This is a genomic window from Rhizobium sp. AG207R (genome assembly GCF_027109195.1).
GTDB lineage: Bacteria > Pseudomonadota > Alphaproteobacteria > Rhizobiales > Rhizobiaceae > Rhizobium > Rhizobium dioscoreae.
This window is the reverse complement of the sequence record NZ_JAEPVT010000002.1, coordinates 1-12,888: the sequence shown is the minus strand read 5'-3', so window position 1 is coordinate 12,888 and position 12,888 is coordinate 1. Positions and strand designations below refer to the sequence as shown.

Here is a 12,888-nt window from a genome sequence, read left to right as displayed (position 1 = left end):
CCGCTTATCCGTTTTCGATCCTACCGGCAGGCTTCTCACATAGGCATCGGATATTTCCGATGCACTTGCTCGATCTCGGCCAGTGCCTCCTCGGGTAGCGTCACATAAGCGGCGGCCACGTCGGTCTCGAGCTGCGCCATCGTCGTCGCGCCGATGATGACGGACGTCATGAAGGGCTTGGTGAGGCAGTAGGCCAGCGCCAGTTTCGACGGGTCAATACCGTATTTGGCGGCGATCTCGAGATAGGCCTTAACCGGCGGCTCCTGCAGCGGTTGCAGGCGGCCGCCGATGTCGAGATTGATCGAGCCGCGCGAGCCGGCCGGACGGGCACCACCGACATATTTGCCGGTGAGGATGCCGCCAGCGAGCGGCGAATAGGCGAGCAGGCCGACATCTTCGTGATGCGACAGTTCAGCCAGATCGAGGTCGAAATGGCGGTAGAGGAGATTGTATTCGTTCTGCGTGGTGGCGACGCGCGGCAGGCCCTTCTGCTCTGCAATCGTCAGATATTTCTGGATACCCCAGGTCGTCTCGTTCGAGAGGCCGACGGCGCGGATTTTGCCGGCCTTCACCAGCTCGCCCATCGTCTCCAGGATCTCGGTGATCTCGGCGATGACTTTCTCGCGATCCTGGTTGAAGGGGTTATAGCGCCAGTTCTGGCGGAAATGGAAATGGCCGCGGTTCGGCCAGTGAACCTGATAGAGGTCGATATAATCGGTCTTCAGCCGCTTCAGGCTGGCGTCGACAGCCGCATTGATATTGGCGGCGTCCGGACCTTGCCCGCCGCGCAGATATTCGCGGCCCGGCCCGGCGACTTTGGTAGCGAGCACGACATCTCTACGCTTGCCGGTCTTCTCGAACCAGGTGCCGATATATTCTTCAGTGCGCCCCTGAGTCTCCGGCCCCACAGGCGTCGTCGGATACATTTCGGCGGTATCGAAGAAATTAATGCCCTTCTGGACAGCATAGTCCATCTGTTCATGGGCTTCGGCTTCGCTGTTCTGCGTGCCCCAGGTCATCGTGCCCAGGCAAATCTGCGAAACGGAAATATCGGTACGGCCTAATCTCTTATATTTCATGGGAAAACCTTGGGGATGGGAGAAGGTCAAAATGAATGAGGTCGCGCAAATTTAGGCCCGATCTGAGCGAGCGCAAGAAAAAAATCATTGCGCTTCGCGGGTGCAAAAGCCTGTGGCTGCGGGGCTTGCACTATTGACTCCGCTGCAAACAATGTCATTGGGAAGCAAAACGACCCCCAAAAGGACGCTTTATAATGACTGTTGCTTTCACATTTCCCGGCCAGGGCAGCCAAGCCGTCGGCATGGGCAAGGATCTTGCCGACAATTTCTCCGAGGCGCGCGCCGTCTTCGAGGAAGTCGATGAAGCGCTCGGTGAAAAGCTTTCCGACGTCATCTTCAACGGCCCGGAAGACAAGCTGACGCTGACGGCCAATGCGCAGCCTGCGCTGATGGCCGTCTCGCTCGCAGTCATCCGCGTGCTGCAGGCTCGCGGCCTCGATCTGAAGAGCAAGGTCTCTTATGTTGCCGGTCACTCGCTCGGCGAATACTCCGCGCTCTGTGCCGCCGGCACCTTCTCGCTTGCCGATACGGCGCGGCTGCTGCGCATCCGCGGCAATGCCATGCAGGCGGCAGTCCCCGTCGGCGTCGGTGCCATGGCCGCAATCATCGGCCTTGAACATGCCGATGTCGTCGCCATTTGCGAGGAGGCTTCTGCACTCGGCGCCTGCCAGATCGCCAATGACAATGGTGGCGGCCAGATCGTTATCTCCGGCGAGAAAGCCCCGGTCGAAAAGGCAGCGGAACTTGCGACCGCCAAGGGCGCTAAGCGCGCCATCCTCTTGCCCGTCTCCGCACCGTTCCATTCTGCGTTGATGGCTCCGGCTGCCGACGCCATGCGCGAGGCGCTCGCCGGCGTCGCCAAGGCCAACCCGGTCGTGCCTGTTATCGCTAATGTGAAGGCGGCTCCGGTTACCGATGCTGATGAGATTGCGCGGTTGCTGGTCGAGCAGGTTACCGGCCAGGTGCGCTGGCGTGAGACGGTGGAATGGTTTGCCGCCAACAATGTGACAACATTGTATGAAATTGGCGCCGGCAAGGTGCTGACGGGTCTTGCCCGCCGCATCGACAAGTCGGTCAACGGCATCGCCGTCAACAATGCTGCAGATATAGATACGGCGCTTGCCGCATTGCTCGGCTGATATATTCAAGGAACGAGGGACACATATGCTTGATTTGACCGGCCGCAAGGCCCTGGTAACCGGCGCATCCGGCGGCATCGGTGAAGAAATTGCCCGGCTCCTGCACAAGCAGGGCGCCATCGTCGGCCTGCACGGCACGCGCGTCGAAAAGCTGGAGGCGCTGGCCTCCGAGCTCGGCGATCGCGTCAAGATCTTCCCGGCCAACCTGTCGGACCGCGACGAAGTCAAGGCACTCGGCGCCAAGGCGGAAGAGGAGCTCGGCGGCGTCGATATCCTGGTCAACAATGCCGGCATCACCAAGGACGGCCTCTTCGTGCGCATGAGCGACGAGGACTGGGACGCCGTGCTGGAAGTCAATCTGACCGCCGTCTTCCGCCTGACGCGGGAGTTGACCCATCCGATGATGCGCCGCCGCTACGGCCGCATCATCAACATCACCTCCGTCGTCGGCGTGACGGGTAATCCGGGCCAGGCCAACTACTGCGCCTCCAAGGCGGGCATGATCGGCTTCACCAAGTCGCTGGCGCAGGAAATCGCAACGCGAAACGTCACGGTCAACTGCGTTGCCCCCGGCTTCATCGAAAGCGCGATGACGGGCAAGCTGAACGACAAGCAGAAAGAAGCCATCATGGGGGCGATCCCCATGAAGCGTATGGGCACGGGTCAGGAAGTCGCTTCTGCCGTTGCTTATCTCGCTTCCTCGGAGGCGAGCTATGTCACGGGGCAGACGATCCATGTCAACGGTGGCATGGCAATGATCTAAAGGAATTGCTGTTGGGGGGAACTTTCCCGCCAATAGCATGTTGAGCAACCCGGAGCCGGCTATTTTCTGGCTTTGCGACGGACTTAAACCGTGTTAAGCGGGCCATGACTGTGAACAGTCGTCCGGAAAATTCAGGCGGACTGGGCCACATTCAAGGCGCTGGACCGGATCTCAATGCCGGGTTGAACGGGTTTGCCAGCGGCGTCGGAACAGATGCTGCAGGTTTGAATTAGGGTAGGGATGTCACAAGGCATTCTCATCAGGATATAAGGTCGAGGAAACCGACATGAGCGATATCGCAGAACGCGTAAAGAAAATTGTTGTTGATCATCTTGGCGTTGACGCCGACAAGGTTGTTGAAAGCGCAAGCTTCATCGACGATCTGGGTGCGGACTCGCTCGACACCGTCGAACTGGTCATGGCCTTCGAAGAAGAATTCGGCGTTGAAATTCCGGACGACGCTGCTGACTCGATCCTGACGGTCGGCGACGCGGTAAAGTTCATTGAGAAGGCTCAGGCCTAATCTTTCGCGCTTTTTGACGGGGCGGGCTGAAGAGTCCGCCCTATTTCGTCCGGCGACGTCGGACGAAGCAAGCTTATACGCATATCATCATAAAAAGACGGGGGTCTGCGGGCGATGAGACGTGTCGTTATCACGGGTACCGGCATGGTATCACCTTTGGGCTGTGGCACGGAGGTGTCCTGGACGCGTTTGCTCGCTGGGCACAACGGCGCCCGCCTCGTGACCGAATTTGAGGTCGATGATCTCGCGGCAAAGATTGCCTGCCGCATCCCTGTCGGCGACGGCACCGACGGCACGTTCAACGCAGACGATTGGATGGAGCCGAAGGAGCAGCGCAAGGTCGATCCCTTCATCATCTACGGCATGGCGGCCGCCGACATGGCGCTGGCCGATGCGAATTGGCACCCGGCCACGGATGAGGATCAGATCGCGACGGGCGTCATGATCGGTTCCGGCATCGGCGGCCTCGAAGGCATCGTCGAGGCTGGCTACACGCTGCGCGACAAGGGTCCGCGCCGCATTTCGCCTTTCTTCATCCCAGGCCGCCTCATCAATCTCGTTTCCGGCCAGGTTTCGATCCGCCACAAGCTGCGCGGCCCGAACCATGCGGTCGTTACCGCATGTTCGACCGGTGCGCACGCGATCGGCGATGCCGCCCGTCTTATCATGCTCGGCGATGCCGACGTCATGGTAGCAGGCGGTGCCGAAGCTCCCGTCTGCCGCATTTCGCTTGCAGGCTTTGCTGCCTGCAAGGCGCTGTCGACAGACTTCAACGATACGCCGCAAAAGGCCTCGCGCCCCTATGACCGCGACCGTGACGGCTTCGTCATGGGCGAGGGCGCCGGCATCGTCGTTCTCGAAGAACTAGAACACGCCAAGGCGCGCGGCGCCAAGATCTACGCAGAAGTCGTCGGCTACGGCCTCTCGGGCGACGCCCATCATATCACTGCTCCGTCCGAGGACGGCGAAGGCGCTTTCCGCTGCATGACATCTGCGCTGAAGCGCGCCGGCCTGACGCCTGCCGATATCGACTACATCAATGCCCATGGCACATCGACGATGGCCGATACGATCGAACTCGGCGCTGTCGAACGGCTGGTCGGCAATGCCGCGTCGAAGATTTCCATGTCGTCCACCAAGTCGGCAACCGGTCATCTTCTTGGCGCTGCCGGTGCCATCGAAGCGATCTTTGCCACGCTCGCCATTCGCGACAATATCGCCCCGCCGACGCTCAATCTGGACAATCCGGAGCGCGAGACCGCCATCGACCTCGTTCCGCACAAGGCCCGCAAGCGCGAAATCAACGTCGCGCTGTCAAACTCCTTCGGCTTCGGCGGCACGAATGCGTCGCTTGTCCTGCGCCGTTATGAGGCTTAATAACAACGCGTAACTGTTGGGGTGAGGGTGCCTTGTGGCAATCTCGCCCGCATCCTTGATTGTTGCTGCGCCTTCGTCTTTCTCGGGAATGTGGTGCGGGAACGCCTGATCGGTCGAAGTCGGAGCCTCGAGCTCCGCCTTATCTTCTGAACCTGCTTTTTGCCGCATTGCTTGGCCAAAGAGCAGGCAATCACAAAAAGGAAGGGATTGCCGGTGAGCGATACGAACCAGAGCAACGGAACTCCGAACGGGCAGAAGGGACCGATTATCCCGAAATCGGCCAATGAAGCCCTGCGTCCGGAGCGTGTTCCGGATCCGCCGAAGCGTTCGCGCAAGGCCCGCAGCCAGATGGTCATCTTCCTGAACTTCCTGATGACACTTGCGGTTTTCGTCGCCGTTGCCGCCATCGGCGGCGCCTATTACGCGTTTTCGATCTATCAGGGTCCCGGTCCTCTGACGACCAACACCAATTTCATCGTGCGCAATGGTGCTGGCCTCAGCGAGATCGCCAACCGCCTGGAATCCAATAACATCATCACCGATCAGCGCATCTTCCGCTGGTTGACGGCCACCTATCTGCGTGATGGTGAAACGCTTCGCGCCGGCGAATACGAGATCAAGGCCGGCGCTTCCATGAAGGACATCATGGAGCTGCTGAAGTCCGGCAAGTCTATCCTCTATTCGGTTACTTTGCCGGAAGGGCTTACGGTGCGGCAGATGTTCAACAAGCTGCAGGCCGATGTTGTGCTGGAGGGCGATCTGCCGTCGGCCCTGCCGCCGGAAGGCAGCCTGAGACCGGACACCTATAAGTTCACGCGCGGCACCAAGCGCACCGAAATCGTTCAGCAGATGGCGGCAGCACAGGCCAAACTGGTCGATCAGATCTGGGAGAAGCGCGATTCCAGCGTCCAGCTGGCGAGCAAGCAGGATTTCATCACGCTGGCTTCCATGGTGGAGAAGGAAACCGGTGTGGCGGACGAACGCGCCCATGTCGCTTCCGTCTTCCTGAACCGGTTGGGCAAGGGTATGCGTCTGCAGTCCGACCCGACGGTCATCTATGGCCTCTTCGGTGGTGAAGGAAAGCCGTCCGATCGCCCCATCTACCAGTCCGACCTGAAGAAGGACACGCCTTATAATACCTACCTCATCAAGGGCTTGCCGCCGACGCCGATCGCAAATCCGGGCAAGGATGCTCTGGAGGCCGTCGCCAACCCCTGGAAGACGCAGGACCTCTATTTCGTGGCGGATGGCACCGGTGGACATGTCTTCGCCGCAACGCTGGACGAGCACAATGCCAATGTCAGGCGCTGGCGCAAGCTGGTTGCCGAGAAGGGCGAAGATCCCAGCGCCATTGCCGTTGATGGTCAGCCCGACGATGCTGCCGTAGCCCCCGGTTCGGGCACGCAGCAGAAGAAGAAGACCAACTAATCCTCGCCACGCCGTGGTCTGCATAGAGTGCCCGGCGTGGATTCACTTTACATTGGCCCGTAATCCGAAGATTTTCGATGGATTGGGGATAGGAACTATCGGAGGCTTGCATGGCGTTGCAGTCCATGACCGGCTTTGCCCGGCGTGAGGGAACGAGTGGTCGTGGCCGCTGGGCATGGGAACTGCGCTCGGTGAACGGCAAGGGGTTGGATATCCGCCTGCGCTTGCCGCCAGGCCTGGAGCGCCTCGAAACTGATGTCCGCAAGTCGATCGCGGATCGGCTCTCCCGCGGCAATCTTCAGGTCAGCCTGTCGCTCTCGGTGGAAGAAAGCCGTATCGAGGTCGTCGTGAACCAGGATGCGCTGACGGCGGTCCTGGCGCTACGCGATCAGCTGGCCGGCATCGTGGATCCCGCTCCGCTGCGCCTGGAAAGCCTGATGGCTGTGCGCGGCCTGGTGGAATTCAAGGAAGCCGAGGAAGACGAGGACGCCGTCGCCGCGCGCGACGCAGATATCATGGCCGGCCTCGAGGCGGCACTCGCCGATCTCCGCGACATGCGCCGGCAGGAAGGCGATGCACTCGGCAAGGTTCTGCTCGGTCATGTCGCGACGATCGAGGCGCTGACATCAACGGTCGAGCGCGATCCGTCCCGTTCCCCGCAGGAAATTGCCGCGAGACTGGCGACGCAGGTTTCGATGCTTCTGGACGGCTCGTCGGGCCTTGACCGTGACCGGCTCCATGCCGAAGCTGCCCTTCTCGCCACCAAGGCCGATTTGCGGGAGGAGATCGATCGCCTGAAGGCCCACGTGGCCGCGGCGCGCGATCTGATCTCCAAGGGCGGCCCTGTCGGCCGCAAGCTCGATTTTCTTGCACAGGAATTTAACCGGGAATCGAATACCATCTGTTCGAAATCGAATGCAGCGGCCGTGACTGCCGCCGGCATCGAGCTGAAGGTAGTCATCGACCAGTTCCGCGAACAGGTCCAGAATTTGGAGTAGGCCATGAAGCCGGCGACATCCACATCCATTCCGATCGCCCGCCGGGGGTTGATGCTAGCCATCTCCTCGCCGTCAGGAGCCGGCAAGTCGACGATCGCGCGCACACTGCTCGACAAGGACAAGCAGGTGAGCCTCTCGGTCAGCGTCACGACGCGGCAGCGCAGGCCGAGCGAAATCGAAGGCGTGCACTATCATTTTGTCTCGCAGCGCGAATTCGAGCGTCTGCGCGATTCCGACTCCTTGCTCGAATGGGCGGAGGTACACGGCAATTTCTACGGCACGCCACGCGAGCCCGTGGAGACGGCGATGTCGGAAGGCCGCGACATGCTCTTCGACATCGACTGGCAGGGCGCCCAGCAGTTGCAGGAGAAGATGCCGGCAGATGTCGTCTCCATCTTCGTGCTGCCGCCGACTATGACGGAGCTGCAATCGCGGCTGCATCGCCGCGCAGAGGATTCCGAAGAGGTCATCGCCATGCGTCTTGCCAATTCCCGGGCCGAGATCGCTCACTGGCGCGAATACGACTATGTCATCGTCAATGACGATCTGAACATTGCTTTCGACGCGGTTCAGTCGATCGTCAAGGCCGAGCGCCTGCGCCGCGACCGTCGGCATGGCATGTTCGATTTCGTCCGCGATCTGCTGGAAGAGACGCCGAAGCTATAAAGCTGGTTACAGGCAATTCGCCAGCCGACAGAATTCTTCTACCGAAAGCGTTTCGGCGCGGCGCTGCGGGTCGATATCGGCCTTTAGCAGCAGGGCTTCGCCGCCAAGCGGCTTCAGGCTCTGGCGCAGCATCTTGCGGCGCTGGCCGAAGGCGGCCTGTGTCACCTTCTCCAGCTTGTCGACCGCGCAAGGAATAGGGTTTTCCCTCGGCGTCAGGTGCACCACGGTCGAGGTCACCTTGGGCGGCGGCGTGAAGGCCTGTGGCGGCACGTCGAAAGCCATGCGGGTCTCTGTCCGCCAGCCGCAGAGCACGCCGAGCCGGCCATAATGATCGTCATCTTCCTGCGCCACGATCCGTTGGCCGACTTCCTTCTGGAACATCAGGGTCAGGGATTGCCAGAAGGGTGGCCATTGCGCCGGCAGAAGCCAGTTCACCAAAAGCTGCGTCCCGACATTATAGGGCAGGTTGGCGATGATCTTCACCGGCCCTTGCGGGGCAAGGGAGGCAAAATCCGTCTTCAGCGCATCGCCTTCGATCACCTCTAGTCGGCCCGGATAGTGATCGGCAATTTCGGCCAACGCCGGCAGACAGCGTGCATCGCGCTCGACGGCGATGACCTTGGCCGCACCGAGCGCCAGGATGGCGCGCGTCAGTCCGCCCGGCCCAGGCCCGACCTCGAAAACGGTGACGCCCTCAAGTGATCCGGCTGCGCGCGCGACCTTCTGGGTCAGATTGAGGTCGAGAAGGAAGTTCTGGCCAAGCGCCTTGCGCGCATCGAGGCCGTGGCGTTGGATTACATCGCGAAGGGGCGGCAAGCCATCGAGAGCGGCCATCAGGGGTTGTTTCCGGTCGTGCTGCTGATTTCGCTGGCCAGCTTCAGCGCAGCGACAAGGCTGTCTTCCTTGGCAATACCTTTACCGGCGATGCCGAAAGCCGTGCCGTGATCCGGAGACGTGCGGACAAAAGGTAAGCCGAGCGTGACATTGACGGAATCGTCGAAGCCGAGCGCTTTGGCCGGGATCAATGCCTGATCGTGATACATGCAGATGGCTACATCGTAACGTCGACGGGCGTCGTCATGGAACATGGTGTCGGCGGGCAGGGGCCCGAATGCGTCGATGCCCTCGGAGCGGAGCCTGTCGATCGCAGGCCGTACGATTTCGTCGTCTTCCTTGCCGAGCGCGCCATTCTCTCCCGCATGCGGATTGAGACCGGCAACGGCAAGACGCGGCTTGGAGATGCCGAAACGGACGCGGAGGTCGTGATCGGTAATCCGGCAGGTTTCGGCGATCAGATCGGAGGTCAACGTTTCAGGCACCTCCTTCAGCGGAATATGGATGGTGACTGGGATCGCGCGAAGCTTGGGACCGGCAAGCAACATGACCGGCATGACCGGCTTTCCAGTGGCGCGCGTTGCAAGATCCGCCAGGAATTCCGTATGGCCGGGAAAGCCGAAACCGGCGTCATAGAGCACCGATTTGGCGATCGGATTGGTGACGACTGCGGATGTCCGGCCGCTCATGCTGAGGGAAACGGCCGTTTCGATGGCGGCAATCGTACCTTTTGCGGTCGCCACATGCGGCTCGCCGGCGATGATATCCATGCCAGCGTCGATCGGCAGGATCGGCAGCGCATCGGGAAAGATATTGCAGGCATTCGCCGGATCGGCAGTCGCAAGCGGTACGGTCAGGCCGAGCTGAGAAGCTCGCGCCTCAAGCACGGCGGCATCGCCAAGAAACAGGAAGGGCGGCAGATCCAGCTCGCCGCGGCGAAGCCAGACGGCGAGGGTGATGTCGGGACCTATGCCAGCCGGATCCCCCTGCGTGAGCGCGAGGGGGAGGGAAGAGCGCGGTGGCATCGTCAATCAGCGATAGACGATCTGCGCCTTGGAGCGCAGCTCATCCATATACTTCTTGTCATTGGCGCTCACACCCGTTGCCTTGTCCTTACCGATATCCTCGGCACGGAACACGGCAGCGGCGGCGACGTCATCATTCACCTGACGTTGCGAGCAAATGGCGACATATTCGACGCCGCGATCGGTTACGATCGGCGTGGTCGTGTTGCCGGATGCCTTCTCCAGGAGCGGCTTCCACATTTCCGGAACTTCTGGTGCAAGGACGCGGCCAAGGTCCTGGACGGAGACGTCACGCATGGTCGCGGCGAAGACCTTTGCCTGGTCGCAGCCCGGGAACTTCGACCGCGATGCTTCGGCTTCCGCCTTGCGCTGATTCAAAATGGCGTTCCGCTTCGCAGCCGGAACGACGAAGACGATCTGCTTCAGGAAATATTCCGTCGTGACCGGCTTCGTCTTGTTTTCCGTCATGCGCGTCACGAGATCATCGTTCGACATGCGGCTTCTTGCGCCGAAGCGTGCATTGACGACCCGCGGCCAGCTCATGGAAACGGCGATATAGGATTTGAAGTGATCGACGCCCACGCCGGCCTTTTCGAGAATCTGGCTAAGCTGTGCCGGTGTCATCTTGTTGCTGGAGGCGAAACGGCCGAAGGCGGCATCGACGTCCGTCGTCGAAACGGACATGCGCAGGCGGGAGATCTCCGCGCGCTTCAGCGTTTCGTCAACAAGCTGCTCTTTGGCAAGCTTGTTCAGATCGCCTTTCTGGCGCTGCAATTTGAGGAAGGCGACGCGCCTGGCTATGTCGCCGGATGTGATTACCTGGCTATTGACGAGGACCTTCACTTCGCTTGCTGCGAAAGCAACATCGCTGCTCGGCACGGCGAAGCTCGCCATAACCAAGGCCGCGGCTCCGAACAACAGAGCGCGCATCGGTGTCTTTCCAGAAAACATCAATTACCCCTTCCCAAAGGTATTTCCTGCCAGCATGGCGCCGTTTTGCTATGCCTGTTGCGCAGTACGGCAACTTCGCGCCACATGTCTACATCAAGCGCGATGAATTGCAAAATCCTTGCGGCGAAACAATGACACGACAGCGCCGCGCGTCATATGTGACGCGCAAAGGTCGCTGTAGTATTTTAAATCTGCCGCGCAATTCCTTAAATCGATCCAGATTTAAGGAATTGCGCGGTAGGCAGCGGTCAACCGCATCCATGCAAAAGAGCCGGCGATGAAGCCGGCTCTCTGCAGTTTCGATTCAGATCAGAATGTTGCGTCCTGAACGCTGCCGAGGTTGACGTCGCCAAGCGTACGGAAGGTCAGGCGAGCGCCGATCGACCAATTGGTGGCCGAGCTGGCTGTCGAATCCTTCTTGTCGAGGAATGACACGGTGAAGATCGTGCATTCGTCCTCATAGGAAAGACCGACGCCCTGGCGAGTGATCTCATTGCTGTTGAGATCATAGCTGACCGTGCCGAAGACAGACCAGTATTCCTTGAACTTGATCTGCGCGCGCGACTGGATTTCGTCCTGATTGCTGGTGAAACCATATTGCGGCTGGGCCGCAATATGCGTGTAGATCAAGGATGTCTGGAACACATCGTTCGAGAAGCCGACTGCCGTATCCCCGCGACGGAAGGCGAAATCCTTCTCGTCGAAGCGGTAGGACTGCGACAGCGAAATGCCCTGCGGCGTCGTCAAGCCGAACATGGTGACATAGTCAGAACGGGTGGTTTCAAGTCCCGAATCCGAACCTGCACCGACCAGATCGTCGGTCGCAAAGGAGTTGCGTCCCGCGAGCTGATAGGACTGTCCGAAAATATGCTGCAGTTTGTAACCGCTGTCGAAGCTGGCGGTGTAGCGCCACCCGACATTGGCACGCGTGCCGCCTTCAATGCGGTCGAAGCCCGAGAACTTGTCACGATCAAACAGGTTGGTCGCATCGAAGACAAAGCTCTGCGCGTCTTCATTCGGCAGCCGTCCGGCAAGTTGCTCGTCCGGGCGCACATAGATCTGTGCGATCGGTTCGAACACGTGGGTGCTATTGCTTGTCGTAATGAGGAACGGATACTTGGCTTCGAGACCCAGGGTCGCCATGCCGCGCGCGGCATAGTCGCTGTTGTCATAATTGCCGGAGTAGGTGTTGGCCGCCGGCCCGTTCATGTCCAGGCCGTAGACGTCGCCGCGAAGTGCTGCCAGCGGCGTCAAAACCAGACCCTGATCCGTGGTGAAGGTACGCTGCCACTGCAGCTCGGTGCTCAGACGCGTATAATCTCCGGAAAGACCGAGGTAGCGGTCATTCAGACTGGCGTCGCCGAGATTTGCGACATTATCGAGCACAGACGTCTTATCACGCGACAGATGCGTGAAATTCATCGTTGCCGACAGCTCGCCTCCGTAAACCGAGTTCGGATCGACATAGTGATAATCGACGCTCGGATAGACATATGCCTGCTGCTTCTGCGCCGTGGCGTTATCGTCTGTGTCCTGCACGTTATAGTAGAAGGCGCGCATATCGAAGAAATTGCGCTTTCCGATGCCGGTCAGATAGGCTTGGTTCGTATGGGTGCTCTGGTTGAGACCATCCAGGCCATAGGTGCGCGAGAAGTTATTATCGCTCTGCGCCATGACATCCCAGCCGAAAGTCCAGCGAGGATTGATCCTGAAATCTGCCTTGGAGCTGATCATGCCGCGTGTTTTGTGCTCGGCATCGGTCGTACCGGCCGTGAAGGCGTCCGGATTCATCTGGCTGATGCCGGCAACACGCAGGGTGTGAGTACCGTTCTCGAAGCGCTGGCGGAATTCACCCTGGAGCAGCAGACCCTGATTGCTGTAGCCCGTTGCGGTGACCGTCGCATCCATGCTCGGCGAGATGACGTAATAATAAGGAACCGTTACACCGACGCCGAGACGCTGGGAGACAGTCACCGACGGAAACAGGAAGCCGGACTTGCGCTTGACCGTATTGTCGGGAACCGTGACCCACGGAACATAGGCGATCGGCTGTCCGAACAACTCGAAACGGGCGTGCTCGAGACGAATCGTGTGTGTCACGCCGT

12 protein-coding genes are annotated in these 12,888 nt (G+C 60.0%); 7 read left to right on the top strand and 5 right to left on the bottom strand.

Annotated features, from left to right (window positions below; translation table 11 throughout):
* Positions 1 to 35: 35 nt before the first annotated feature.
* Positions 36 to 1,079, bottom strand: a complete 1,044-nt coding sequence (locus JJQ51_RS03960; protein ID WP_113351695.1) for an aldo/keto reductase — start codon at positions 1,077 to 1,079, stop codon at positions 36 to 38.
* A 194-nt stretch (positions 1,080 to 1,273) separates the two neighbouring features.
* Here JJQ51_RS03960 and fabD point away from each other — a divergent pair, with 194 nt between their 5' ends.
* The 7 genes from fabD (at position 1,274) to gmk (ending at position 7,973) form a co-directional block, all read left to right on the top strand.
* Entirely contained in the window at positions 1,274 to 2,218 is a 945-nt protein-coding gene (fabD, locus tag JJQ51_RS03955) for an ACP S-malonyltransferase (RefSeq protein WP_113351696.1), read from the top strand.
* 25 nt (positions 2,219 to 2,243) lie between these two features.
* On the top strand, positions 2,244 to 2,981 hold the full coding sequence (fabG, locus tag JJQ51_RS03950) for a 3-oxoacyl-[acyl-carrier-protein] reductase (RefSeq protein WP_092710547.1): 738 nt from the start codon (positions 2,244 to 2,246) through the stop codon (positions 2,979 to 2,981).
* Positions 2,982 to 3,267: 286 nt separating this feature from the next.
* A complete protein-coding gene (locus JJQ51_RS03945; protein ID WP_004122114.1) occupies positions 3,268 to 3,504 on the top strand; it encodes an acyl carrier protein in 237 nt (78 codons plus the stop codon).
* 114 nt (positions 3,505 to 3,618) lie between these two features.
* Positions 3,619 to 4,881: a beta-ketoacyl-ACP synthase II gene (gene fabF / locus JJQ51_RS03940; RefSeq protein WP_113351697.1), complete on the top strand. Its 1,263-nt coding sequence runs from the start codon at positions 3,619 to 3,621 to the stop codon at positions 4,879 to 4,881.
* 213 nt (positions 4,882 to 5,094) lie between these two features.
* On the top strand, positions 5,095 to 6,309 hold the full coding sequence (mltG, locus tag JJQ51_RS03935; protein ID WP_113351698.1) for an endolytic transglycosylase MltG: 1,215 nt from the start codon (positions 5,095 to 5,097) through the stop codon (positions 6,307 to 6,309).
* A 110-nt stretch (positions 6,310 to 6,419) separates the two neighbouring features.
* Positions 6,420 to 7,307 carry a YicC/YloC family endoribonuclease gene (locus tag JJQ51_RS03930; protein WP_069616192.1) on the top strand — a complete coding sequence of 296 codons (888 nt, stop codon included), beginning with the start codon at positions 6,420 to 6,422 and terminating at the stop codon, positions 7,305 to 7,307.
* A gap of 3 nt (positions 7,308 to 7,310) precedes the next feature.
* Complete coding sequence (gene gmk, locus JJQ51_RS03925; protein WP_069616193.1) at positions 7,311 to 7,973, top strand: guanylate kinase; 663 nt, start codon at positions 7,311 to 7,313, stop codon at positions 7,971 to 7,973.
* A 6-nt stretch (positions 7,974 to 7,979) separates the two neighbouring features.
* Here the strand turns inward: gmk and rsmA are convergent, their stop codons facing one another.
* The 4 genes from rsmA to JJQ51_RS03905 all read right to left on the bottom strand — a co-directional run.
* Positions 7,980 to 8,807, bottom strand: coding sequence for a 16S rRNA (adenine(1518)-N(6)/adenine(1519)-N(6))-dimethyltransferase RsmA (rsmA, locus tag JJQ51_RS03920; RefSeq protein ID WP_269244365.1), 828 nt, complete (start codon positions 8,805 to 8,807; stop codon positions 7,980 to 7,982).
* A complete protein-coding gene (gene pdxA / locus JJQ51_RS03915; protein WP_152096025.1) occupies positions 8,807 to 9,832 on the bottom strand; it encodes a 4-hydroxythreonine-4-phosphate dehydrogenase PdxA in 1,026 nt (341 codons plus the stop codon). The genes rsmA and pdxA overlap by 1 nt, the downstream gene beginning before the upstream one ends.
* Positions 9,833 to 9,838: 6 nt before the next feature.
* Positions 9,839 to 10,783 carry a peptidylprolyl isomerase gene (locus JJQ51_RS03910; protein ID WP_069616195.1) on the bottom strand — a complete coding sequence of 315 codons (945 nt, stop codon included), beginning with the start codon at positions 10,781 to 10,783 and terminating at the stop codon, positions 9,839 to 9,841.
* A 309-nt stretch (positions 10,784 to 11,092) separates the two neighbouring features.
* A partial coding sequence (locus JJQ51_RS03905) for an LPS-assembly protein LptD (protein ID WP_269244364.1) occupies positions 11,093 to 12,888 on the bottom strand: 1,796 nt, incomplete at its 5' end.